This is a genomic window from Bifidobacterium imperatoris (assembly GCF_002860405.1).
In the GTDB taxonomy this organism is placed as follows: Bacteria; Actinomycetota; Actinomycetes; order Actinomycetales; family Bifidobacteriaceae; genus Bifidobacterium; species Bifidobacterium imperatoris.
This window is the reverse complement of record NZ_NMWV01000005.1, coordinates 229,205-252,428: the sequence shown is the minus strand read 5'-3', so window position 1 is coordinate 252,428 and position 23,224 is coordinate 229,205. Positions and strand designations below refer to the sequence as shown.

The window sequence follows — 23,224 nt, the reverse complement described above, 5'->3', positions numbered from 1 at the left end:
GGCTGAAAGGTAACTGTTTTTATGCTCAATACCACAGCGCGTCAGAACACTGCGGTGCGTACGGTGTTGGTGGTGGAGGACGAACCTACGCTCGCCACCGCCATCGCCCAGCGCATCACTGCCGAAGGTTGGAGCGCACGCGTATGCGGAGACGGCGCATCGGCCGTGCAGGCGGCTTCTCAGCTCAGGCCTGATCTGGTCATCATGGATATCATGCTGCCGGTGATGGATGGGCTTGAGGCCACCAAGCGCATCGTTGCCGAGCGCCCTGTGCCGGTGCTGATTCTTACCGCCCGAGATGATGAGGCTGATAAGGTCATCGGATTGGGCGCAGGCGCAGACGATTACATGACCAAGCCGTTCTCCATGCGCGAGCTTATCGCTCGTTGCAAGGCGTTGCTGCGCCGTGTGGAACGTGCCAAGGTCATTGCCAAGAACTCCGAGAACGAGAAGATTCTCGATTTCGGTTCTATGGTTATTGACCCGGCTCAGCGTATTGTCACGCTTGACGGTAAACAGGTGCATCTGACTCCTACTGAATTCGATTTGCTGGCCACTTTGGCGCGCAGGCCGAAATCAGTGCTCACGCGAGAGAAACTGCTTGAAGAGGTATGGGACTGGGTTGATGCTTCCGGCACCCGTACCGTGGATAGCCATGTCAAGGCGCTGCGCCATAAGCTCGGTGCGGATATGATTCGCACCGTGCATGGCGTCGGCTATGCATTCGAGCCTCCTACTGAGTAATGGCTGCAGCAAAGAAACCTACGAAATCCCGGCTTGGCGTTATCGGCGTCAAGCCGGTTGATTTATTCTCCTCCCTCAAGCTGGAACTTAGCGCACTCATTGTGTGCGCCACAGCCATTGCTTTTGCTATGTGCTGGTTCTTGCTTAAATTCGGCTGGTCCGGCTGGATTGCCATGCCGCTGACCTTAGTTGTGGCACTGGGCATCACTTATGTGTTCTCCCGAGGCATTACCGCTCCCCTACGCCAGATGCGCGATGTGGCCGAGGCGATGGCGGACGGCGATTACACCGTGCGCGTCACCATCGACCCGACCCGCCATGATGAAGTGGGGCAGTTGGCCCGTTCCTTTAACGAGATGGCGGAAGAGCTCGAGCATGCGGATAAAATGCGGCTCGATATGATTGCCAACGTCAGCCATGAGCTTCGCACGCCTGTTTCAGCATTGCAGGCTATGGTGGAGAACATGGCGGATGGTGTTACGGAACCGACGCCAGCCAATTTGGAAAGCATCCTCACCCAGACTCAGCGTCTTTCCGATCTCATCGCCTTCCTGCTTGATTTGAGCCGTATGGAGGCGGGAGCGGCAAGCCTGAATATCGAACAGTTCAATATGGCTGAGTTCCTTGACGAAACCGTAGAGCCATTGGAGATTACCGATGGCGGCCATGCTCATGATATTCAGATGCATGTGCCCGGCGATATCACAATGGAAGGTGATCAGGACCGACTCAGGCAACTGTTCACCAATATCATTGCCAATGCGCTCAAGCACTCCCCTGATGGCACTACGGTGCTTATCGAGACTCACGAAGACACGAATAACGGCACTATTGTGACCAACGTGGTGAACTTCGGTTCACAAATCGCCGCAGCGGACCGTTCTGCCATATTCCGTCGCTTCGTCAAGGGAAAGCCCGGCCCCGGCACCGAATCCGGAGGTACTGGTCTGGGATTGTCCATCGCTCGATGGGCTGCCCAACTTCATGGAGGCAATGTTAAAGTCGTTGACGACGAACGCGGCGCCGACTTTGAAATCACACTGCCCAAATATCATATTTCAGCACTCTGAAGCATGTTGGAATGCTGACCAGCTACATCGGCAAGCGCCAATGCGCCAAGCACCTGAGCTCCTGACTGCCTCAATGCTTGCGCGCATTGGCGCAATGTAGATCCTGTTGTGACAATGTCATCAACCAGCACCACCGCTGCACCACGATATGCGGATGGTGCAGTCACATGAATATTTCCACCTATGCGTTGTGCTCGCTGCGCCGATGATATCTGCTGCACGGATCGTCCACCCGATGCACGGCTTTCCAATGCCTGAGTCATCATTGCGGCAATGGATTGCGATTGAAGAGCATGCACTACCGCTTGGGCTAACGGCAACGTATGCCATCGCCCTCGTCTGCGCATGGACGCGCGTGACGATGGTGCGGGAACCACCAATACCGACTTGCATCCGGCAGCAGCACAACGTTGAACAATGCCGCAGCGCAGAGTCAGCGCCTCCATAATCTGGGAGAATACGGCATCAAGTTCCACATCATCGTGATCTTTCCACTCCAAAATCGCATGACGGGCCACTCCCTGATAAATCGCGGCGGACCATACAGGCAAGCCGGCTCCCGCGGTGGCGGATTCTACCTCTAAATCACGCAACCTGCACTGGGCAAATAATCCTAGGCAATCCGCGCATAATATGTCATCAGGAGCATCGCAGCCTGCACATCCGCGCGGCAACAGTACGTTGAAAGCGGCACGTGCAACTGAGCTCAATGCCGTATGCACCGGAATGGACTGCGGTGCATCACAGTGAAGCGTTGCTCTTGAGGCTCGTGCTCGTGGCATAAGGCATCAGACTACATGCGAGCCAGACACCGCTGGTATGCGTTCTAATACCGCGTCCAGAAGCCCTAATGCGTCCTGAGGATTGCGCACAGCCACTCCCCTGGCTCCAGCCATCACCGCTGGATAATCATTGCCTCCGGGGCTCATGCGATCGCCTACGAACACAATGCGGTCAACGTTGATGGACATCACACTGGCGAGTTTACGCACGGCATAAGCCTTATCAATGCCATGCTTGCTCACATCCACGCTGGAATAGCCACCGGTGCGGACTCGCAGATCAGGGAAATCCTGACTGACCAATGCGCATAGCGCCTGCTTTTTGCTGTCGTCAGGATCCCAATGCTGCTTAACTTCCACCGGCGCATACTGGCCCAATGCCGAGAAGGTGATTTGGCTGCCACGGTTCTCGATGCGCGCCCCCCAGACCTGTTCCTCCCACAGTCCGAGCTCTCGGGCGTGCCGCTCCAAACTGGATTCAATGGCTGCAACCGTAGGTTGGTCCAAATCATGCGCGTATATCAAAGTCCATTGATTATCGAGCCAACGGTAGTATCGGGAGCCGGACGTGGGCATTACATGTAGATTGCTTTTCACGGCGTGCTCATTAAGTACATCAAGCACCTGCATGGTGACCACAGCCATGCTGCCACCGGAAATCAACGCCACTGGTATACGCGCCGTCAGTTCGCTGAACCGCGCGATCATCTCCGGTTTCATAGGCTGTTTGGAGCTCGCCAAAGTATTGTCAAGGTCGAATCCGAAGACGCTGGCGTTGGCGCATAGTTCGTCCAAATCAAGTTCACTCCACGACTGCACTGGCATTCGCCGGGTCCTCCTCGCTGACGAGATTGCAACCAATGAACCAATCCTAGCGCATAATGCCTTCGCCTTGGCCTATGGTGGAAATCATGCTTCAGCCACCTTGGAACGCCAGAATCTATCGAAACCGTCATGGCAGGGGTATGCGCACCCCCATGTTCGGCATTCGCATGCCTCGCTATCGCACCCGCACCGGTATGTTCGACGATATGGTGGCGGCGCAAATACGCAGGTTGAATACCGCTTGGCCTGAATTGATCAGGCCGCTGCAGTTCGCCGTGGAAGATGTGCCACCCTCCGATCCCGTGCCGTGGCAATCTGAACCGAATATGACGTCGCAATGTTTCCCCGCCTCGCACGGCATTCCCGCACGCGTGGTGCTGTACCGTCTGCCGATGCAGACCGAAGCACCTACAAAGCTGGAGCTTCAGCTGGCGATACGCGACGAAGTGGTGTCGCGCGTGGCTGAATTGTATGGCCGCAGACCCGAGGAAATCGATCCTGATTGGGGAATGTGAGGCATTCCCCAATCAGCAGGCGCATCAGCGAACGATGGCCTCGTTGCTTCGCGCCCATACATGAGAGGTGACGGGCATCAATGAGGTTGCTGAGATGGCGGACAGCCCAGCGATTTTGCCGTCGCCAAGATTGTCATGCTCAAGCCGTGCTCCCCAGCCCACCGTCTGTGAATCATCTTCCATCGTGAAAATCGTTGCCGCGGTATCACCATCGTTGAAATCCTTGGCGGCGATGGTCTGGGCAGCGTTCGCTCCCAAGGTTATTTCCTTGCTGTTTACCGTCTTGCCATCCGCATCATACGCATTGATTGTCACCGTATGCTCGCTGTTAGACGTGTTCACCACGGAGAGAACAGCCGTAACATCATCCGGCACCACCAGAGCCGAAAGCTTGGTGGGCGATGCCGCATTCATCAGCGCGAAATCAGCCTGATCGGACTCACCGGAACGCGTGGCTTTGACACTGAAGGACAACTTGTCTTCAGAAGTGGACATAACGCCCAAGGCTTCCTTCGGAGCCTTGCCCAAATCAACGACTTCCACTTGTTCGGCGGACACATCAACATCCTTGGCATGAACCAAACCATGTTCGGTAATCCAAGACAGTTCAGTATTGGTATCAGTACGAGAGAACAGGTAAGCGCTGACGGTATCGGAATCGTTGACCGAAGGAACCACGGCAGCATTCGATGCCGAGGAAAGCGGCAGCGCGAAATCCGATCCCTTGGAGGTCAAACCATCCATCACAACCGTGCGCACCACGGCGGCAATCGGGGTCTCCTTGCTGGAAACCACGACATACAAGCCATTCTGATCGGATACCGAAGCTGAAAGATCAATCGAAGATTCGCCTTGTGCCGGCACGGATAGCGAGGATTGCGTAGACAAGGCCAGTTTGCCGCTGCTCGCCGTGCCCCAAATCGACAGATCCACCGCAGTTGGCTTAGTGGAAGGGTTAGCCACAATAAGCTGCTGCGTTGTGCCGGTGGAGGAACCAGAAAGCAAGAAGGACTGCGACAGGGCCGTAGCGATGCATGATGCGGCGGAAACACCCTTCAGATCGCCTTCATCAGCCCATGATGCGATAGCGCCTGCGGTACCTGTGCCCTCGGTTGCCTGCAGCATGCGCGTATCCATCAGTCGTGAACTGTCAAGATCCTGCGAGCCGGTTTTCACATCGGAATCATCGGTGACATCGCTATCCTGCAGGGTTACATCATCGGAACTCGTACCATCCACGAATGCCGAAACCGTGGACGTGTACACGGAGCCGAACGCCGCATACCGCGCTTTGGTACTCAGATTACCCACCGTGGCTTGGAAAGCGCTATCGCCGTAGGTACCGGTATCGGCCAGCTGCATTGGCGCAGGGCAATACATTTCGGATTGCGTCGGGCTCACGGTCTGATCAATGGCATCATCGGTCGCGGCAACGGAATCCACCCAAGATTTCGGCCCCGGCAGGATAAATAATGCAGCCAATGCCGCAATAAGGATGATGGTGGTGATAGTGCCCAGCACAATGTTGGTCACTCGTCTCGAACCAGATGTGATGTGCTTGCTCATGCTTCCTCCTCCAGTCCGGCCGACAGCTTCCTACGCGGTACCGCCACCAGGCAGTAGAAGACCATGATGACCGCAAGACAGGTCAGCCATGCGTATCGCCATCCGCTGCGCTGAGTGCGCTGCTGCCATGAAGTATCCACGTTCTGATCGTTGACGTTCTGCAAAGTCAAGCGGAAATAGCTACCGTCATCCGTAGCCACCAAAGATTGCGTGCCATTGGAAGCCGCGATATTGGCGCTCAACTGCTCATAAGGTGAAGAGGCTTCGCTTGCCTGACCATTGGCAACCACATAGATGCCGCCGAATCCAAGCTCGCTGATAGTGGCGATGGCTTGCTCATCCGGATTGGACAGCAGCGTCGCGCAGGCTTCAGCAAGTTTCATATCGACATCATCATGCTTGCCATCCAGCAGACGAGCGCGCGCAATCGGCGAACTATCGATCAAATCGCCTCGGGAAGTGCGCATCACCGAATAATCGACTGCCGTGCGAGTTTCAGCACTGATGGCAAGTACGCGATGGTCAGCGCCGGATTGCAGATAATCAGTGGTCACCATCGGCAGACCGGCATTGGAAACACCCAGTCCCTCATCCTGGTAACGAACAACGCCATACCAGCATTGCACAGCCACGCATGCGGACAACACCACCGCAAGCGCCACACGGCCCACGGAAATCATGCGCTGATTGCCAGCCGCCTGCGCATCGGATTCAACATCCGATGCCGAAACATGCAATGGATTGAATCGCTTGACCGCACCACCGGCAACCAGACAGGTGCAGGAGAGGAATCCAAGAATCATCAGGAGATTGCCCGGCTGGGCGGAACCTGCGATAACACCATCGGAGTCCACGGCGATAGCCACACGACTGGAGACTAAGGACAGTGCGCCGCCGCATACAATGAGCACCCACATCAGTCGAGAAGCTCGCAAAGCAAACGGCAACACCAATGAGACAATGGCCAGCAGCGTAATCAACGCGAACAATACCGCCAACGCCACATCAACAGCATGACCGGACATGGGGTCCCAGCCCAATGCGCGTTGAGCGGCATCAAACAGGCTCAGCGCCGCAGGAGATCCATTCATCGCGCTGGAAGGTTGCATGATATCGCCGAAGATCTGGCGCCATGCCCCTTCTTGTGCATATCGAATCGAATTGACGAGCGTTGGGGCTACGGCGAAAGCGGCCGGTACAGGAATCAACAGCAATGCCGAACGCTTGCGCTTCACGAACATCAGGAATGCGAGGAATGCCACGATCAGCGCCAATAACAATTGGGGCTCGGAGGCCACAACCGGCACGAAGCACAATGAGGCGATGGCGGCAGCCTGCACCGAGGGACGAGGCTTCAGCGGATCCTCCGTATGGTACATGCCCACGGCGCGGAATACGAAGGCAAAAGCGGCCGGCAGGAACACCAGCACCGTCAGCATGGGCAGATCGGCCTGCGCATACCATCCGAACATCACGCCGGTGGAAGCCCACAGCAGACCGCCTAGAATGCGCACCGCATTGGAACGGGTAAAAATACCAGCCAAAGCCCAGAAAGACAGCGCGCTCAATGGCGCGGATGCAAACAACATGAGCGCCAATGCCGCACTGACATGACCGAAAGTCACCACGCTGGCCAGCAACAGTACAAGCAGCCACGGCGTAGGCGGTGCCGGAACACCGGTACCGGAGCCGAATACCCATAACGTTGTGGCGGATTGCGCCAGCTGTTTGAAGCTTGCACCGGTCGGCAGCAATCGATTCGAGTACAGGGAACCGCCCGAGAATACGTCTTTGAACACTGACCAGTACATCAGCATCACTGCAAGGAAACAGAACAATGCCATGCAGCAGGCGGCAATCCAACGGCGTACCAGGCGTGCGCGTAGATGCGCGCGCTCCAGAGGGCTCAGCAATACAAGGTTCCGCTGAGCTTGGAATGCATCACGCCGATCATGGAACTGTTTGATTTGGCGACGATCCGCAGTGAGCACCTGCAATGAGGACATGCCGACTTTGCTTTGGCGAGCCACCAGTCGCCTTGAACGAATAGCTCCCGGTATTGATGTCAGCGCGAGCCACGGCAAGCACAATTGCACCAGCGCCTGATACGGCTGTTTGCGGAAGAGCAAGGCGATGGTCACGCCAAAGCTACGAACCAAACGCCATAGCCATACCAGAATCCATGTGGACATATGCACATCAGTGTAGAAGTAACGCTGCTGAGTCCGGGCAACGGTCATTGCCGCGGATTTGGTGTGCTCATGGTCCAGAGGCTCGCCGTTGCGATTGCGCACGCCCTCGTAACGGGCGCGGCGGTGCGAAATCTCCGCCTTCGGCACCACCACCACTCGGCCACCGCTCAAGCACACACGACGGCAGAAATCCACGGATTCGCTATATGTGGTGAACCATGAATTGATCTTCAGCCGTTTGAATTCATCAAACGAAACGAGTGCGCCAGCCAAGGAAACCGCGAATACATCCTGACGGCCATCATATTGTTCCTGATCGGGTTCGCCATCCACCACCAGCGAGTGCACGGCATGAGAACCGGCATACATGCCGACGTCATGAAGCTGGGTGCCTTCCCAATCGCATTGCTTGCAGCCCAGCACACTGGCACCGGGCGCGTTGCGCCATGCTTCAAGCAGGTGCTCCAGACAGTATGCATCGGATGGGCGTGAATCATCGTGCAGCAACCACAAGGCACGAGTTGAACCGTTAAGATCGGCTTTGGTCAAGGCTTTCGCTACTGCGTCGCCGAACGAGCGGGCTCCCTTGGCGCGCACGATCTGGATGCTGACTTGTTTGGCCTGTGGCATTTGCAATACCGGGCCGGACGGTGAGGGAATGACCTCGAATGATGTCTTTAATGATTGAGTGGTGCTGCCAGTAGCATCGGCAATAACGATGACACCCGGTAGCACACTTTGCGTCAACAACGAGTGCAACGTGGCTTCAAGGAACCGGGTATCGTCTTCAACGGTCACCACGGCCACAATTCCGGCATCCACGTCCTGCCTGTGCGTGTACGGACGCGCAGCCATTGCATTGGCCAAAGCATTATGGATATCGTTATTCGCTGTTGAACTCATAAACTCCCAGTGTACGCATGAACCTTGAAAGGGCTGTGCATGCGCGCATACTTCACGCAGACTGTTTGCTTAGCGAGCCATGTCACTCATTCGGCAAGCGCACCATGCCTGCATCATGCCTGCTCGCGGTGCTCTTTCTTATAGCGGCGGCGTTCACGCTCGCTCATACCGCCCCATATGCCGAATCGTTCATCGTGATCGATGGCCCACTTCAAGCATTGTTCACGCACCTCGCATTTGGCGCATACCCGCTTTGCGTCGCGGGTAGAGCCGCCTTTTTCCGGGAAAAAGGCTTCGGGGTCGGTCTGCGCGCACAATGCCTTGTGCTGCCATGACACATCGCCATCCGGCTTGAACAGTCCCCATAATTCATTCAATGGCTCTTCGGCGGAATCGTCGATCACACCCCACATGCGATCCTCCTTGCCTTTGAGCTTTTTCATAACGCCTAAATTACACACATGCTACTTCGAGTTTGTCAAATTACTTCTCGTGTCAATACATATGTTTATTGAAGTTTGTGCTATAAGAGCATCTGGTTTGTCTGACAAACCGCTGTGCGGCAAGAGTCAATTATGGCGCGTATGTGCCGTTCCTGCGTAGGAACAAGGCACCCCAGCTATCGCAGGCGAACGCTGTGCCAAAGTGTCATTCAGACAAGCGACGACATTGGGAGGGTTTTGCATGACGCAGGAATCAGGTGAAGCGGATCAGTACATTAATCCGCCAAGCTTCACTCCTCCTGCCGGCCGCCGTACCAGGCCATCCGGTCAGGTCCCTCGATCCTCCAGCGCGGCAGCACCTTCCTCTGTGCCGTCCTATCAGCCGCAACGTTCAATTGGCAATGCAGGGCAAAGTGCTCCGGCATCTTTTGCTCCCCCCGCTTCCCGACGCACATCATCGGGGCGTTCAGCCGCACCGAGTTTCTCTCCCTCGAGTACTCGCCGGCAGATCAGCGAATCAGCCCATCATAATGATGCACCGCAAAGCATTCCACCCGCTCGCGCCAGACGTTCTACCGGTTCATCGCGCAACGCGAGTCGTTCAACCGCCATTCGTTCCAATCAAATTCAGCCGACCGCGAAATCATCGGCTGCGACTTTTGCCCGCAGCGCTGGGACCACATCAGCCGTGCATGCAATGAAACCTCATCGGGCAAGGCATATCATCATAGGCGCTCTTGCTCTTGTGCTGGCCATTCTGGCCATTAGTGTCTTCAGCGCTTGGAATTGGGTGGACGGACAGCTGAACAAAACCGCTTGGCTGACCAACACCGCCGATACGCCGGCATCCACATGGCTGATTCTCGGTTCAGATGAACGCGATGACCCAAACAGTGACATCTCCGGCTTCCGTACCGACACGATTCTGGTATTGACCAAGCCCAAGAGCGGCCCGAGCTCACTGATCTCCATTCCGCGCGACTCCTTAATGGAAGTCGACGGACAATACATGAAAATCAATGCCGTGGCTCAGGCCGTGGGCAAGAAAGCCCTAGTACAGCAGGTCGAAGATATTACCGGCCAAAAAATCGATCATGTGGCTCAGATTAAATTTGGCGGCCTGGAACAGGTCGTGGACGCTTTGGGCGGCGTGCAGCTGTGCTATGACGAGGATGTTGAAGATGCCTATTCCGGTTTGACCTGGCAGGCCGGTTGCCATAACGCGGACGGCGGCGTGGCACTCGCATTCTCCCGTATGAGGTATTCCGACGCCAATGGTGATTTCGGCCGCAACGCCCGCCAGCGTCAGGTGATTGCCGCCGTTATTCAAAAGGCCTCCAGCAAGGAAACGTTGACGAACCCCAAGAAGGTCATGGCCGTAGCCAAAGCCGGATTGGGAGCACTGACCGTAGATGAAGACGCCTCCACGATGAGCCTGATTAACATGGCGCTCGCGTTTAAGGACGCCACTGGCTCCAAGGGCGTTTCCGGCAGCGTGTATTGGACCGACCCTGATTATTACGTGGATGGCGTTGGCTCATCGGTATTGTTGAACGATGAGAAAAACACTGAATTGTTCGCTCAGCTTGCTGCCGGCACTCATGCCGCGGGCACTGTGGGCACGCTGGCTGAAGGCTGACCTGCATGCAATCGGCTTATGGCCGGTGTATGACGTGTGGCCATAAGTGCGCTATCGGTCAATTCATCAGACAATGTGGATAACTCGGCAAGCTAGAACCACATACCCCGTTTCAGCTTGCGCATCAGCGGCAGTGTCCTTCACGCTGGAGGTATGAGCAAACCATCAGCATCAAACGGCCAGATTGCACAGCGACCGCACACGGCTCGAACAAGGCAGAGCCGATCCCGCCATCGTGGTCTGTCGCATCATCGTTGGCGTGCGAGGCTTATGGCATTCGCGATGGCAGCTCCACTTCTGGCGCAAATCACAATGGTCGCAATCATGATTGTGCAGGGACACTGGCTGTATGCGCTCATGATCGTGCCCGGAGCTGTTGGCTGCCTGGCTTCCATACTGGTTTCCTTGCCTGCTCCCCCACTTGATACGCCATCGGATAGTACGCGCAATCATTCCGCTCGCGCCGGTAAGTCATCTGATGCCGCGTTGTTTAGCACACCTGCGGCAGCACGTCACACCCAATATTCGTATGATTTCACAGTCATTCAGGCAGCCGAACTAGAGCAATTACTGGAATTCGACTCCCTTCCTTGGAGAACAATGGTGCGTTATTGGCTTGGCTCACCTCAGTGGGACACTCCGCTGGGCATGGCGGAGAATGGGCCCTGCATCGTCAACCTGCGCAGGCAGGGGCCACATGCTCTTGTGGCAGGGACCACCGGCTCCGGCAAATCCGTGCTGCTGCAAAGCTGGTGTTTGGCTTTGGCCGCGCGCAACGGGCCTGACCGTCTGAATTTTGTATTCCTTGATTTCAAAGGTGGTTCGGCGTTCAGAGAGCTCGAACAACTGCCGCACTGCATCGGCAGCGTGTGCGATTTAGACCTTGCCCATGCCACCCGAGCATTGCGCGCCTTGGAACGAGAACTCACACGTCGAGAGCGGCTTACCGCCGAATACCGCACGTCATATATCGACGATCTGCCCGACCCGCCAGCACGATTATTCGTGGTTATCGATGAATTCCACGCATTGAAGGACCAGTTACCGGATTACATCAACCGTCTCGTACGAATCGCTTCCCTCGGACGATCATTAGGCATGCATCTTATCGCATGTACGCAAAACCCAATGGGTCAGATAAGTGCCGATATGAAGGCCAATATGGCCATGAATATCTGTCTTCGAGTTCGCGATGAACTTCAATCAGCCGAATTGTTAGGAGATGGCAGAGCGTCACGCATCAGTCCCACCATGCCAGGAGCCGCCTACTGCAATGATTCCGAGCATGTTGTAGCCCTGCGTTGCGCGAGCGCCGCCAATATGGGAAGCATTATCGGCAATATCGCGCTGACTGCACGATTCATGGGAAAGCAGACGGCTCCTCAGCTATTCTCCGCTCCTCTGCCTGTTGCTGTTCGCGCTCGTCCGCAAGCGCTCGCCGCACAACAACATGCCAATCAGCGCCTCATCTGGTTCGGCCTGTGTGATGACGGCATCACGGTGGGTGATGCCATGTTGAATCCGTTTCGCGGCAATATCGGTATTATTGGCGGTCACGGTCGTGGCAAAAGCACGGTTTTGGAGACTATTGCCGAACAGGTAGAGCATATTGAGGGGCTTGTGGCACGCATCAGTAGACCTGTGCATGGTATTTGGCGGACGCAAACCATTCATCAGTCCTCACGTAGCTTTCCCTGCAGAGAAGCTATATCTGCACCGCCTGAGCCACCGAGATTATTGTGGCTGGTCGATGATGCCGATGGCTTGTTTGACCCGTTTCTCACCGATGAGCATGCGTTGCATTTCAGGCAGGCTTTGGCGAATCCGTCCATCACCGTGGTTTTTACCGCTTCTTCCTTACGCCATATACGAATCCCTGAACACTGCATCACCAGAATCGTGTTTCCCAGTGGCGAGAAAACGGCTGATGTTATGGCTGGTATTCCTTCCTCATTACTTACATCACTCGGTCATCATGATTACGAAACCCCGGGCAGGGCCGTGCTCATTACCGGCTCATCGGCACAACTAGTGCAGTGCGCTTCATAAAATACCTGATATTTTCTCAGTGAAACCTCTTGAAAATGGACACAGTTCGTGGTTTCCTAGTGTAGGAATCAAGGAATAACAATCAGCCACGTGGCTTTTAAGGGAGGCAAGCAATGAGCAGCGCTTTTGATTGGCGAGCCAAGGCCGCATGTCGCGATAAGGATCCGGAACTGTTCTTCCCGGTGGGCAACACCGGTGCCGCATACCAGCAGATTGAGGAAGCCAAGGCCGTGTGCCGTACCTGCAAGGTGATTGACGCTTGCCTGAAGTGCGCGTTGGACACCAATCAGGATTACGGCGTGTGGGGCGGCTTGAGCGAGGATGAGCGTCGTGCGCTGAAGCGTCGCGCCATGCGCGCCCGCCGTTCGCAGGCCATGCAGATGCAAATCTGATATTCGCGTAGCATATCGCCGTCGTATACGAAGAGACCCTCCCATTCGGGAGGGTCTCTCTTTTTGTGGGGCTAACTCCCCTCAGGCAGCTCCGCTGACGGCTCCCTCTCAACAAGGGGAGTCGGGAACAGACTATTCTTCCTGAGCGGCGCGCAGCTTCATATCGAGCACTACGCGGGTGCCTCCTTCACGCCTCGGCTCCCAGTGCACGGAACCGCCAAAATCGTTGGTAACGAAGGTGTTGATGATTTGCGTACCCAAGCCGGATCCGGAGGATCGTGCCATACCGCCCTGTTCTTCGGAGCCAAGACCGGTACCATCGTCCTCGACCACCACGTTGAGGTTGGAGCCGGAACGTCCAACGGAAATCGTGATGTTGCCTTCCTTGCGCCCTTCGAATCCATGTTCAACGGAGTTCGTGATGAGCTCGGTCAACACCAAGGAAAGCGGCGTGGCATCCTGAGCCGGCATCATGCCGAACTTGCCCATGAAGTTCACGCTGATGTGTTGATCCTTCATTGTGGCCAGATCCACCGCCATGCGCAGCAGGTTGGAAATAACCTTGTCGAAATCCACGATCTCATCAGCGGTCTGGCTCAAACCTTCATGCACCATTGCAATGGTTTGTACGCGACGCTGAGCCTCCTGTAGCTCCTTCTTGACTTCCTCGGACTTGGTCTTACGAGCTTGCAGCCTCAGCAGGGCGGACACAGCCTGCAGGTTGTTCTTCACACGGTGGTGAATTTCGGAAATCGTGGCGTTCTTGGTCTGCAGTTCCTTTTCACGGCGTCGCAGTTCGGTCACATCACGGCACAGGATGATAGCGCCCACACGGCCGTTGTTGTCGTACAGCGGCAGCGAGCGCATGGAGACTGCGGAACGGTTCGCGTTGATTTCGGAATCGACGGCCGCCTTGCCGGAAAGCACCAGCGGCAGTGTTTCGGGAACCGGATCGTTTTCCTTCAGCAACTGGGTTCCCAGCTCGCTCAGGTATTGGCCGGGCATGGTGTTCAGCAATCCCAGACGTCTGAAGCAGCTGATGGCATTGGGAGCCGCGTAGCGTACCACACCGTCGATGGTCAGAATGATGAAACCGTCTGCCACGCGAGCAATATGACGCTGGCTCATCACGGAATCCTGATATGGGAATTGGCCGCGCGGAATCATCTCATAGAGCTGTTTGCCGGCGTTGATGCTTTCCGACTCATAACGACCGTTGGACTCTCGTGTGGCCATGTTGGTTTCACGCACCACCAGACCAAGCGTTTTGCCGTTATGCCGCACCGGAGCGTACACGTTGCACACCGTGGCCTTGCCTACGGAGCGCAGCACGGTGGAACGGAATACCACGCTGGACTGCATTGCGGCATCCAATTCACCGGTCATGTCGTCGGGCATGACATCGCCGACTACATCCTCGCCGCGAAGAGTCATCACTGTGGAGGGGCGGCATTGTTCGGCAACCACATACTTGCCGTCACCGTTCTGTACCAGCAGCAATAAATCAGCGAAACTCAGGTCGGCAATCACCTGCCAATCAGCTACCAGGTGATGCAGCCATTCACGGTCCTCATCGTCGAAATCCGGGCGGGTCGCAAGAATATGTGAAAAATCAGCCATGTCTTACATCATACGCAATGGCTTCGCGAAATGAGCGTTACCGGTAGCCATTGTTATGCTCTTAGCTCGAAGCGGAAAAGCATGTAAGGCCATAGGCGAGGACACCTGTCAACTGACTCATGCTGGCAACCTGCTTTGGTGTCATAATGTGAATGGAAATGGCGGGTTGCCATTGACAATCCAGCTACTTACGTTAACGTAGGTTACGGTAACGTAAGCAATGTTCGCACTGCGGCAGGAGGGGCAATCATGGCAGAGGAACACAGCGGCGGCAACGCCACAAGCAAGCTGGATTCCACCATCGAAGCGAAACGCGCCATCGCCATCAAGGCACGCGAACAAGCACTGCAGGCCAAGGCGGACGCCGTACGTGCCAAGGCCCAGTTCAAAGCCGAAGCTATACGAGCCAAAGCCGAAGAGAAAGCACGTAAGAAGCTTGCCAAAGCCGAGAACCGCGCGCTGAAAATCGAAGGCATCGCTCCAGCCGAGATGGCCCGTAAGATCCGCCTGGATGTGCATGGGCGCCCAAAGCCCGCCATGCGCGGATGGATTCATGCCGTGGCCTCTCCCCTATCGCTGGCCGCAGGCATCGTGCTGATCTGTTTGGCGCAGGGTGTCGGACTCAAATGGGCGTGCGCCGTGTTCATGACTGCCTCGTTGACTCTATTCACGAACTCCGCGTGCTATCACTTGGGTGATTGGAGCCCACATGTTACCGATGTGCTTCGCCGCATCGATCATGTCAACATCTTCCTGCTGATAGCAGGCACCTATACGCCGGTTTCGTTCGCCTTGGAACCGTTCTGGCGCAACTTCATTATTATTTCCATGTGGTCGTGCACACTGATCGCGCTGATTATTCATGTGATTTGGATCAACGCTCCACGCTGGCTGTACACCGTGGTGTACATCGTGTTCGGCATCTACGGTCTGGCATTCATGATGCTGTTCTGGAATTCACCATATGCGGGTCCTGCCGTGGTGATTCTGCTGTGCGCTGGCGGAGCCTGCTACATTCTGGGTGCCATCGTCTACGCATTGCGCAAACCGGATCCTTGGCCGCGTATCTTCGGCTTCCATGAGATTTTCCACTGCGGTACCGTCGCCGGATACGCCTGCCATATGGTGGCCATCTATATGGTAATCGTGGCGTTGTGGAATTAATCCCTCATCGGTCTATGAAAATCTCTTAATAACGTGAATGGGCTTCTCCTCATATAAGGAAAAGCCCATTCACGTTATGGATACAAGTTGGGAAACTCAGGCGAGCGGCTTGGAAGCCTTGACCACCACAGACAGCTCACGACCGTTCGGAGCGGTGTAGGTCACGGTGTCGCCCACCTTGGCGCCTTCGATGGCCTTACCAATCGGGGAATCCGGGGTCATGATGTCGTAATCGGTGCCGGCCACGATGTCGCGGCTGCCGAGCACGTAGGTCATCTCATTGCCGTTGAGCTCGATGGTAACCACGGAACCGTTGCCCACGGTACCTTCCGGAGCGTTTTCGATGATCTTGGAATCGCGGAGCTTCACGGTGAGCTCGGTGATACGGCCCTCGTTCTTGCTCTGGGCCTCGCGAGCGGCCTGGTAGCCGCCGTTCTCGGAAAGGTCGCCTTCAGCACGGGCTACGGCAATCTTGTGAGCAATCTCCTCACGCAGCTCGCTCTCACGGTAGGCGAGCTCTTCCTTCATCTTGTTGTATGCTTCCTGCGTCAGCAGGTAGACCTTATCTTCAGCCATAATGTCCTCCTGAACTTACGATCAATGCTGAATGTATAGCAAAAACGCCGGCTATGACACCGGCGTTCCGTCATACTGAATATGTCTCAGCGAGTGGAAATGATGTCGATGACGAACACCAGGGTATCGTCGCCACCGATGCCGGCCTGCGGGACGCCACGAGAACCGTAACCGTACTCCGGCGGGATGGAAACCACCAGACGGGAGCCCACGTTGTGGCCCGGCACAGTCTGATCCCAGCCCTTGATGACCTGGCCCACGCCAATGCCGAAGCTGGCCGGCTGATGACGATTGAAGCTGGAATCGAACGGGGTTTCCTTGCCCCACACCACACCGTGATAGTTCACGGTGACGGTATCGCCACGACGAACCATCGGGCCGTCGCCCTCGGTCAGTTCAATAGCCTTGAGACCCTTGGGAGCCTCGTCGGTCGGGAACTCGATAACGGGCGTGGTGCCGAATTCTGCGTTCACCTTGGGCATCTGTTCTGCCATACGTCCTCCTTGTCAGACACAATGCGCCCTACATTATCACCATTGGCGGAGCGGCGAAAGTCATTCTTCCCAGTGCGATACATCTAGCATTCGACGACGTTGACAGCGAGACCGCCTTTGGAGGTTTCCTTGTATTTAGCCATCATATCTTCGCCGGTCTGCTTCATCGTGGCAATTGCCTGATCGAGGGTTACGATATGCGAGCCGTCGCCGAGCATGGCCATACGCACGGCATTGATGGCGGTGTTCGCGGCCATCGCATTGCGCTCGATGCAAGGAATCTGCACCAGGCCGCCGACCGGGTCGCAAGTCAAACCCAGATTGTGTTCGATGCCGATTTCCGCAGCATTTTCCACTTGTTCAGGAGTGCCTCCCATCACTGCAGCCAGACCTGCCGCAGCCATCGAACAAGCCGAGCCAACCTCGCCTTGGCACCCCACCTCGGCACCGGAAATCGAAGCATTGCGTTTGAACAGGTAACCGATGGCTCCAGCCGTGAGCAGGAAAGTCACAATACCCTGCTCATTGGCATCGTCCACAAAATGCCAGTAATAATGCAGCACTGCAGGAATAATGCCCGCCGAACCATTGGTAGGAGCGGTGACGATGCGCCCTCCCCCAGCGTTCTCCTCAGAGACAGCGAGCGCAAACAGGTCCACCCATGCAGCATCGGAGGATTCCAATACCGCATCCTTGCGGCGGCGGTCGCGGCGCAGCAGATCAGAGTTCGAGGATAGTCGCTGATACATTTTCGGTGCTCGGCGAGGCACGTCAAGGCCGCCGGGCAGTGTGGTTTCGTTCGAGGTGCAGCCGTTGTTGACGCATTCGCGCATCACGCGCCAGACATTGTCAATGACTGTGCGCACCTGTACACCTGAGCGAGTGGCCGTTTCATTGGCCCACACGAGTTCGGCGATGCTCATATGGTGCTCGCGGCATAATGCGACAAGTTCCGCGCACGATGAGAACGGGTATGGGATTTCAGGTCCGAAGTCGGTGGAGGATGATTCATCCTCATCGGCGAAGGAGGTGCCTGCCGGCGGCTTGTCATGAATGCCGATCATCAAATCGTCTGGATTGCCTTGGCGAATGAATCCACCGCCAATGGAATACCAGACTTGTTCGAGCACCAGTGAGCCTGCTGCGTCAAACGCTTGAAATCTCATGCCATTGGGATGTGCGGCCATGCGCTTCCAGAGTTCGAAGACCACATCGCGTGCGTAGTCGAAATGGATGCGCTTGACGCCGGCCAGGTTCAACGTGTCGTCGAGTGCGCAGGTTTCGCGGATATGCAGCATATGTTCCGTATCCACGCTGGCAGGCATGTTGCCTTCCAAGCCTGCCATTGCCGCACGATCGGTACCATGCCCCATACCAGTCAAGGCCAGAGAACCGTATAGCGTGACTTTGACACGTTCGGTTCTCTCAATGAGACCGTCTTGCGTGAGCGATGCTGCAAAGGCGTGCGCGGCTGCCATCGGTCCTACGGTATGCGAGGAGGAAGGTCCCACTCCGATGGTGAACATATCGAGCACGCTGAACATGATTGCTCCTTTTGGCTGTGTTGCTTATCGCGCTACACCATCCTATGACAGATGCTCATGGTGTGGATGCGGCAGCGCAACAGATCCGAATAGGGCGTTTGTTTACTTCGAGGAAGGCAGCTGGCCGAAAATCATCACCATCACGATGATGCCAAGTACCGCCAACACCACTTGCACTGCCAGCAATGCGAATGCGACCGGCTTCTTGGTTGCCAGTTTAGTGCCATAGGCTTGAGCCAGCAGGAATGCGATGAAGCCGAAGACTGCATAGTTGACGGTCAGTGCGGCAATATCCGAGTTGGCGAGCACAACGCCGTTGAGTGATTGATTGAGCGAGTTCATGGTGGAGCTCATCACGAACATGCCCCAAATGCCATAGCCGATAAGTCCGATGACGGCATACGCCCACGGCTTGAATTTATCCTTCATACGGTTGGTGAATGCTTCAGCGCACCACAAGAGCGCAAAACCAACGACATACGTGAAAATGGCGGCGATAAGCACGGTCACGGTCATCCACGGCACTAAAGCCACCACCGGAGCATTGGTGGTGGGGTCGGCAATCATGGTCAGATAGAATCCTGAGCAGGCGATGGCTCCAACAGTGAGCGCAGTGCCAACAATCACGGCTTGGGCGAACATTGTGGACAAAGCACCTTGTTCGACTCGATCAACTGCGGTCCAACGTGAGGCCATAGGAATCCCTCGTTTCATCAAACGTCCGATACAACGAAGAACAGGGTAACGAGGGAATGTTTCGAGAAGGTGCCTCTATCCAAGAGAAGGCCTGTTAGGGAATACCAGTTGGGTGTCTCCGATGTGCTAAACCGTGAAGCGGACAGCCCAGTGGGCTGTCCGTAGGCGAAGGGAGCGACTATGTCGCGACGGCTGAGCAAAGCTCAGCGACCCGCAAGCCATATCCGTCTCGGGGTGACGTACAATAGTACGGTTGGTTTACCCAACGCCTCCGTGGCGAAATGGTATACGCAGTCGACTTAAAATCGATCGCTTCGGCTTGTGGGTTCGAGTCCCATCGGAGGCACCTTGGCACCTTATTGTGCGAGCAGTCGGCGACCGTAATCGAGGACGATGCCGTCCAAGAGACCATGTTCACTAGCCACATAGGAGTTGATAGGCGTGCCATGATCTTGTTCGGCTGCTTCGCTGACTTTGGCAAGTACGCGATTCCATACCACAGCGCCACCGCCGACCACATCGATACGGCCGGGATGAATGGTCTTGTACTCGCGGCGTTCGGCGCGCGTCATCTTCAGGAACTTGTCATCAATCGCATAAGCCTCTTCAAGTCCCAAACGGTATCCGTCGACCACGCTGTGGTCGTATTCCTTCAGTCCGATGGCTAGTGCGGTCATCGTGGTTACGGTACCGGACACGCCGATGATGGTGCGAGCTTTGCCAGCATCCACATGCTGGAATGCTTCATCGATATGTTCATCGATGTCGGCAATGGCTTGAGCAATCTCTTCATCGGTAGGCGGATCGTTCTTCAAATGACGTTCGGTCATTCGCACTGAACCGATATTCATTGAGAATGCGCCCTGCACCTGGGTGGTTGGTGCGGTGATGCCATCGCCGCCGATAACCAGCTCGGTCGAGCCGCCGCCCAGATCCACCACCAAATAGGGGGCTTCCAAATCATCACGGTTCACTACCGAGGTGGCGCCAAGGAAACTCAGATCAGCCTCCTCTGTGCCGGGAATTACTTCAGGACGTACACCGAGAATCTTCTCGATGCCATCTTCGAATTCCTCACGGTTCTCCGCGTCTCGAGTGGCGGAGGTGGCCACAAAACGCAGGCCGTCCACCGGATGCTCGGCAAGCACGTCGGCGAATTCACGTGCGGCCACGTAAGCGCGTTCCAGTGCCTCATCGGCGAAGCGATGGGTCTTGTCCACGTCTTGTCCGAGGCGAATCACCCTGAGAATACGCGGCACCACCTCATGCATGCCATTGGCATCCACGCGCGCTACCTTCAGACGAATGGAATTCGTGCCGCAATCAATGCCGGCAACGGTTACGGAATCCTTGCTCATGTTCTTCTCCTCGTATCTCACAACACGGTGCAACGGCAAACAGCAGGGTCGAATTCGTCTTTGACACGCTCCAGTACCAAATCACCAATCGGATTGGCACCCTGCCCCATAATCAGACTTTGCGCCAGAAGCGCATGCAGACACTTAACGCGCACAGGCATGCCGCCAGCGGATGTACCTTCGATATGCTCTTCGCTATCGCCCAAACGAGTGGCCAGTTCATGACGGAATGCCAGATATAGCTGATGCGCCTGTTCATAGGCGGCCTTCAATTCCTCATCTTCACCGAGCATCTCGTTGTACTGCTGCATCACACCAGCCGCTTCTACATGAGATGCGGCTTTTACCGCTTCCGGACCAGTCAAATAGCAGGTAGTAGGGAAAGGAATGCCACCGGGCAGCACCGGGCGGGTCACCACTGCAAGCGGGCGACCGCATACGCAGCGTGCTCCCACCGCCACCATGCCTCGCGGATAACGACCAAGCTGCTGCTGCACCAGCTCAATATCCTGCTCGGTAGCCGGCTGCGCTAATACGGTGTCAACTAGAGACAATGCCTTGGCGTTGATGTCGTTGGTCACTGTTGGGTTCCCTCCCCTGTGGTGTTCTGTCCGTTATTTTGTGAATCCTGTTGATTCTTTTGCGAAGACGAGTCCGCGGAATCATTTTTGGATGATGATTTGTCAGTCACCGGCTCATCGGCTTTTTTGAAGGAATAGGCGAGCTCGCTATACCAAGGCAACACCTTTTTGGTAGTGCTCTGGTTGGTGGATGAATCCTCCTCCTGCGCATCCGTACCGGTTACCGCTTCAGGATGAAGCACCTGCACGGCTTGTTCATCCGGGAATACGAATCCAAGTCGTTCGCGAGCTTGAGCAGTGACGTAAGCCTTGTCATTCCACCGTTTGATGTTATTTTCAAGCTCCTGCTTCTTTGCCACCAATGATGCTTCCTCACGCTTCAAACCATTCAGCTCTGCGAGATTCAGCGCATATGTATGGAACGTTGAGACCAGTTGGATAGTACCCAACGCCACAATAAACAGCGAAAGAAAGAATGCGATAGGCCCCGCGGCACTCTTTCGTTTCGATTTCTTATTACCGTTCGATTCGGTGCGGGACGACTTACTCATGTTTCACGAAAATACCCGCCACATTCGACTTGACGAATGCAGCGGGTATTGAGCATCAGTGGAATATCACGCCTTTACAGGCGTTTCAATTCACTTGGCCAGGTACTTCTTGCAGGCCTTGAAGGCGCTGTAGCCGGCGTACTGAGCGGTGGAGCCGAGCTCCTCCTCAATCTCGAGCAGGCGGTTGTACTTGGCAACGCGCTCGCCACGAGCCGGGGCACCGGTCTTGATCTGGCGGGTGTTCTTAGCAACAGCCAGGTCGGAGATGGTGGTGTCCGGGGTCTCGCCGGAGCGGTGGGAAACCATAGAGGTGTAGCCGTTGGCGGTGGCCAGCTCGATGGCGTCGAGGGTCTCGGTGACGGTGCCGATCTGGTTCAGCTTGACCAGCAGGGAGTTGGCAGCGCCGAGCTCGATGGCCTTCTGCAGGCGAGCCGGGTTGGTGACCAGGAGGTCGTCGCCAACGAACTGCAGGCGGTCGCCCAGCAGCTTGGTGATGGCGGTCCAGTCTTCCCAGCCCTCTTCGTTGAACGGATCCTCGATGGAGACGATCGGGTACTCCTCGATCAGCTGCTCGTAGAAGTCGAGCATGTACTGGGAGTCGCGCTCGTCACCCTCGAAGTGGTACTTGCCGGTCTCCTTGTTGTAGAACTCGGAGGAAGCAACATCCAGGGAGATGCCGATCTGCTTGCCCGGCTCGTAGCCGGCAGCGGAGATGGCGTCCATGATGTAGTTCAGGGAGTCCTTGTTGGACTTCATCTTCGGAGCGAAGCCGCCCTCGTCGCCGAGGCCAGTGTTCAGGCCTTCCTTCTTCAGGACGTTCTTCAGGGTGTGGTAGACCTCGACACCAGCCTGCAGAGCCTCAGAGTAGGTCTTGAAGCCGTACGGGGAGATCATGTACTCCTGAATGTCGGTGGCGAAGTCAGCGTGAGCGCCACCGTTCATGATGTTCATGTTCGGGACCGGCAGGATGTGGCCGTTGGTGCCGCCGATGTAGCGGTACAGCGGTTCGTCTGCGGACTCAGCGGAAGCGTACAGAGCAGCCAAGGAGACACCCAGGATGGCGTTGGCGCCCAGCTTGCCCTTGTTCGGGGTACCGTCGAGCTCGATCATCAGGTCGTCGAGAGCGCGCTGGTCGGAAGCATCCATGCCGATGACCTTCGGAGCGATCTCTTCGTTAACGGCCTTGACAGCGTTCAGAACGCCCTTGCCGCCGTAGACGGACTTGTCGCCATCGCGACGCTCCCAAGCCTCAGCTTCACCAGTGGAGGCACCGGAAGGAACCAGGCCCAGGCCACGAGCACCGTCTTCGGTGTCCAGGACGACCTCAACGGTCGGGTTGCCACGGGAATCGAGAATCTGACGTGCGTACACGCTTTCAATTGCTGCCACAACTACTCCTTAAAACGGTTGTGTATCTAATGACAGTCATAAGACTAGTGCGATTTGTGGACGTTGTGAACGACACGCCCAAAAATAGTGTGAGCGCTCACATTTATCTGTGCAATGTCATCAGCTGCAAA

At 56.0% G+C, this 23,224-nt stretch carries 21 protein-coding genes and 1 tRNA gene; 8 read left to right on the top strand and 14 right to left on the bottom strand.

The features are described 5' to 3' along the window. Positions 1 to 21: 21 nt before the first annotated feature. Entirely contained in the window at positions 22 to 744 is a 723-nt protein-coding gene (locus Tam1G_RS02240; RefSeq protein ID WP_101625289.1) for a response regulator transcription factor, read from the top strand. After that, the gene (locus Tam1G_RS02235) at positions 744 to 1,814 is read left to right on the top strand and encodes a sensor histidine kinase (protein WP_101625288.1); all 1,071 of its coding nucleotides are present in this window, start codon (positions 744 to 746) and stop codon (positions 1,812 to 1,814) included. Before Tam1G_RS02240 ends, Tam1G_RS02235 begins: the two co-directional genes overlap by 1 nt. Here Tam1G_RS02235 and Tam1G_RS02230 read toward each other — a convergent pair. After that, the gene (locus tag Tam1G_RS02230; RefSeq protein ID WP_242689726.1) at positions 1,796 to 2,536 is read right to left on the bottom strand and encodes a ComF family protein; all 741 of its coding nucleotides are present in this window, start codon (positions 2,534 to 2,536) and stop codon (positions 1,796 to 1,798) included. The genes Tam1G_RS02235 and Tam1G_RS02230 overlap by 19 nt on opposite strands. Before the next feature lie 66 nt (positions 2,537 to 2,602). Next, positions 2,603 to 3,421, bottom strand: a complete 819-nt coding sequence (locus tag Tam1G_RS02225; RefSeq protein WP_101625286.1) for an HAD-IIB family hydrolase — start codon at positions 3,419 to 3,421, stop codon at positions 2,603 to 2,605. 86 nt (positions 3,422 to 3,507) lie between these two features. Between Tam1G_RS02225 and Tam1G_RS02220 the strand changes: the two genes are divergently transcribed. Next, complete coding sequence (locus tag Tam1G_RS02220) at positions 3,508 to 3,936, top strand: metallopeptidase family protein (RefSeq protein ID WP_081890007.1); 429 nt, start codon at positions 3,508 to 3,510, stop codon at positions 3,934 to 3,936. A gap of 24 nt (positions 3,937 to 3,960) precedes the next feature. Here Tam1G_RS02220 and Tam1G_RS02215 read toward each other — a convergent pair whose 3' ends face one another. From Tam1G_RS02215 to Tam1G_RS02205, 3 genes are all read right to left on the bottom strand, one after another. Further along, entirely contained in the window at positions 3,961 to 5,502 is a 1,542-nt protein-coding gene (locus Tam1G_RS02215) for a DUF5719 family protein (RefSeq protein ID WP_033890363.1), read from the bottom strand. Continuing rightward, positions 5,499 to 8,597 (bottom strand): glycosyltransferase family 2 protein, encoded by a 3,099-nt coding sequence (locus tag Tam1G_RS02210; protein WP_033890362.1) that lies wholly within the window; start codon positions 8,595 to 8,597, stop codon positions 5,499 to 5,501. The genes Tam1G_RS02215 and Tam1G_RS02210 overlap by 4 nt, the downstream gene beginning before the upstream one ends. A 113-nt stretch (positions 8,598 to 8,710) precedes the next feature. Continuing rightward, positions 8,711 to 9,010, bottom strand: coding sequence for a WhiB family transcriptional regulator (locus Tam1G_RS02205; protein ID WP_033890464.1), 300 nt, complete (start codon positions 9,008 to 9,010; stop codon positions 8,711 to 8,713). Positions 9,011 to 9,281: 271 nt separating this feature from the next. Between Tam1G_RS02205 and Tam1G_RS02200 the strand changes: the two genes are divergently transcribed. From Tam1G_RS02200 to Tam1G_RS02190, 3 genes are all read left to right on the top strand, one after another. Then, positions 9,282 to 10,679 (top strand): LCP family protein, encoded by a 1,398-nt coding sequence (locus Tam1G_RS02200; RefSeq protein ID WP_081889996.1) that lies wholly within the window; start codon positions 9,282 to 9,284, stop codon positions 10,677 to 10,679. Positions 10,680 to 10,949: 270 nt separating this feature from the next. Further along, a complete protein-coding gene (locus Tam1G_RS02195; RefSeq protein ID WP_033890359.1) occupies positions 10,950 to 12,728 on the top strand; it encodes an FtsK/SpoIIIE domain-containing protein in 1,779 nt (592 codons plus the stop codon). A gap of 113 nt (positions 12,729 to 12,841) precedes the next feature. Continuing rightward, positions 12,842 to 13,120 (top strand): WhiB family transcriptional regulator, encoded by a 279-nt coding sequence (locus Tam1G_RS02190; RefSeq protein WP_003835265.1) that lies wholly within the window; start codon positions 12,842 to 12,844, stop codon positions 13,118 to 13,120. 132 nt (positions 13,121 to 13,252) lie between these two features. Here Tam1G_RS02190 and Tam1G_RS02185 read toward each other — a convergent pair whose 3' ends face one another. Then, the gene (locus Tam1G_RS02185) at positions 13,253 to 14,740 is read right to left on the bottom strand and encodes a sensor histidine kinase (RefSeq protein ID WP_033890358.1); all 1,488 of its coding nucleotides are present in this window, start codon (positions 14,738 to 14,740) and stop codon (positions 13,253 to 13,255) included. A gap of 249 nt (positions 14,741 to 14,989) precedes the next feature. On the opposite strand from Tam1G_RS02185, the gene trhA reads away from it, so the two are divergent. Then, a complete protein-coding gene (trhA, locus tag Tam1G_RS02180) occupies positions 14,990 to 15,904 on the top strand; it encodes a PAQR family membrane homeostasis protein TrhA (protein WP_101625284.1) in 915 nt (304 codons plus the stop codon). 96 nt (positions 15,905 to 16,000) lie between these two features. Here the strand turns inward: trhA and Tam1G_RS02175 are convergent, their stop codons facing one another. The 4 genes from Tam1G_RS02175 to Tam1G_RS02160 form a co-directional block, all read right to left on the bottom strand. After that, entirely contained in the window at positions 16,001 to 16,480 is a 480-nt protein-coding gene (locus Tam1G_RS02175; RefSeq protein ID WP_033890357.1) for a GreA/GreB family elongation factor, read from the bottom strand. 86 nt (positions 16,481 to 16,566) lie between these two features. Beyond that, positions 16,567 to 16,974 carry an FKBP-type peptidyl-prolyl cis-trans isomerase gene (locus Tam1G_RS02170; protein WP_101625283.1) on the bottom strand — a complete coding sequence of 136 codons (408 nt, stop codon included), beginning with the start codon at positions 16,972 to 16,974 and terminating at the stop codon, positions 16,567 to 16,569. An 83-nt stretch (positions 16,975 to 17,057) separates the two neighbouring features. Continuing rightward, a complete protein-coding gene (locus Tam1G_RS02165) occupies positions 17,058 to 18,518 on the bottom strand; it encodes an L-serine ammonia-lyase (protein WP_101625282.1) in 1,461 nt (486 codons plus the stop codon). 102 nt (positions 18,519 to 18,620) lie between these two features. Beyond that, a complete protein-coding gene (locus Tam1G_RS02160; RefSeq protein WP_101625281.1) occupies positions 18,621 to 19,214 on the bottom strand; it encodes a cadmium transporter in 594 nt (197 codons plus the stop codon). 267 nt (positions 19,215 to 19,481) lie between these two features. Between Tam1G_RS02160 and Tam1G_RS02155 the strand changes: the two genes are divergently transcribed. After that, a tRNA-Leu gene (locus Tam1G_RS02155) sits at positions 19,482 to 19,560 on the top strand. 10 nt (positions 19,561 to 19,570) lie between these two features. Here Tam1G_RS02155 and Tam1G_RS02150 read toward each other — a convergent pair. The 4 genes from Tam1G_RS02150 to eno form a co-directional block, all read right to left on the bottom strand. After that, positions 19,571 to 20,572: a Ppx/GppA phosphatase family protein gene (locus Tam1G_RS02150; RefSeq protein WP_101625280.1), complete on the bottom strand. Its 1,002-nt coding sequence runs from the start codon at positions 20,570 to 20,572 to the stop codon at positions 19,571 to 19,573. A 17-nt stretch (positions 20,573 to 20,589) separates the two neighbouring features. Further along, on the bottom strand, positions 20,590 to 21,153 hold the full coding sequence (locus Tam1G_RS02145; protein WP_101625279.1) for a DUF501 domain-containing protein: 564 nt from the start codon (positions 21,151 to 21,153) through the stop codon (positions 20,590 to 20,592). After that, positions 21,150 to 21,704 (bottom strand): FtsB family cell division protein, encoded by a 555-nt coding sequence (locus Tam1G_RS02140; RefSeq protein ID WP_101625278.1) that lies wholly within the window; start codon positions 21,702 to 21,704, stop codon positions 21,150 to 21,152. The genes Tam1G_RS02145 and Tam1G_RS02140 overlap by 4 nt, the downstream gene beginning before the upstream one ends. Positions 21,705 to 21,794: 90 nt before the next feature. Beyond that, positions 21,795 to 23,093 (bottom strand): phosphopyruvate hydratase, encoded by a 1,299-nt coding sequence (gene eno / locus Tam1G_RS02135; RefSeq protein WP_033890350.1) that lies wholly within the window; start codon positions 23,091 to 23,093, stop codon positions 21,795 to 21,797. Positions 23,094 to 23,224 lie beyond the last annotated feature (131 nt).

Excerpts from the sequence above, each read along its gene's own strand:
- Tam1G_RS02240 (WP_101625289.1), top strand. The coding sequence starts at position 22 with ATGCTCAATACCACAGCGCGTCAGAACACTGCGGTGCGTACGGTGTTG.
- Tam1G_RS02235 (WP_101625288.1), top strand. The coding sequence starts at position 744 with ATGGCTGCAGCAAAGAAACCTACGAAATCCCGGCTTGGCGTTATCGGC.
- Tam1G_RS02225 (WP_101625286.1), bottom strand. The coding sequence starts at position 3,421 with ATGCCAGTGCAGTCGTGGAGTGAACTTGATTTGGACGAACTATGCGCC.
- Tam1G_RS02220 (WP_081890007.1), top strand. The coding sequence starts at position 3,508 with ATGCTTCAGCCACCTTGGAACGCCAGAATCTATCGAAACCGTCATGGC.
- Tam1G_RS02215 (WP_033890363.1), bottom strand. The coding sequence starts at position 5,502 with ATGAGCAAGCACATCACATCTGGTTCGAGACGAGTGACCAACATTGTG.
- Tam1G_RS02210 (WP_033890362.1), bottom strand. The coding sequence starts at position 8,597 with ATGAGTTCAACAGCGAATAACGATATCCATAATGCTTTGGCCAATGCA.
- Tam1G_RS02205 (WP_033890464.1), bottom strand. The coding sequence starts at position 9,010 with ATGTGGGGTGTGATCGACGATTCCGCCGAAGAGCCATTGAATGAATTA.
- Tam1G_RS02200 (WP_081889996.1), top strand. The coding sequence starts at position 9,282 with ATGACGCAGGAATCAGGTGAAGCGGATCAGTACATTAATCCGCCAAGC.
- Tam1G_RS02195 (WP_033890359.1), top strand. The coding sequence starts at position 10,950 with ATGGCATTCGCGATGGCAGCTCCACTTCTGGCGCAAATCACAATGGTC.
- Tam1G_RS02190 (WP_003835265.1), top strand. The coding sequence starts at position 12,842 with ATGAGCAGCGCTTTTGATTGGCGAGCCAAGGCCGCATGTCGCGATAAG.
- Tam1G_RS02185 (WP_033890358.1), bottom strand. The coding sequence starts at position 14,740 with ATGGCTGATTTTTCACATATTCTTGCGACCCGCCCGGATTTCGACGAT.
- trhA (WP_101625284.1), top strand. The coding sequence starts at position 14,990 with ATGGCAGAGGAACACAGCGGCGGCAACGCCACAAGCAAGCTGGATTCC.
- Tam1G_RS02175 (WP_033890357.1), bottom strand. The coding sequence starts at position 16,480 with ATGGCTGAAGATAAGGTCTACCTGCTGACGCAGGAAGCATACAACAAG.
- Tam1G_RS02170 (WP_101625283.1), bottom strand. The coding sequence starts at position 16,974 with ATGGCAGAACAGATGCCCAAGGTGAACGCAGAATTCGGCACCACGCCC.
- Tam1G_RS02165 (WP_101625282.1), bottom strand. The coding sequence starts at position 18,518 with ATGTTCAGCGTGCTCGATATGTTCACCATCGGAGTGGGACCTTCCTCC.
- Tam1G_RS02160 (WP_101625281.1), bottom strand. The coding sequence starts at position 19,214 with ATGGCCTCACGTTGGACCGCAGTTGATCGAGTCGAACAAGGTGCTTTG.
- Tam1G_RS02150 (WP_101625280.1), bottom strand. The coding sequence starts at position 20,572 with ATGAGCAAGGATTCCGTAACCGTTGCCGGCATTGATTGCGGCACGAAT.
- Tam1G_RS02140 (WP_101625278.1), bottom strand. The coding sequence starts at position 21,704 with ATGAGTAAGTCGTCCCGCACCGAATCGAACGGTAATAAGAAATCGAAA.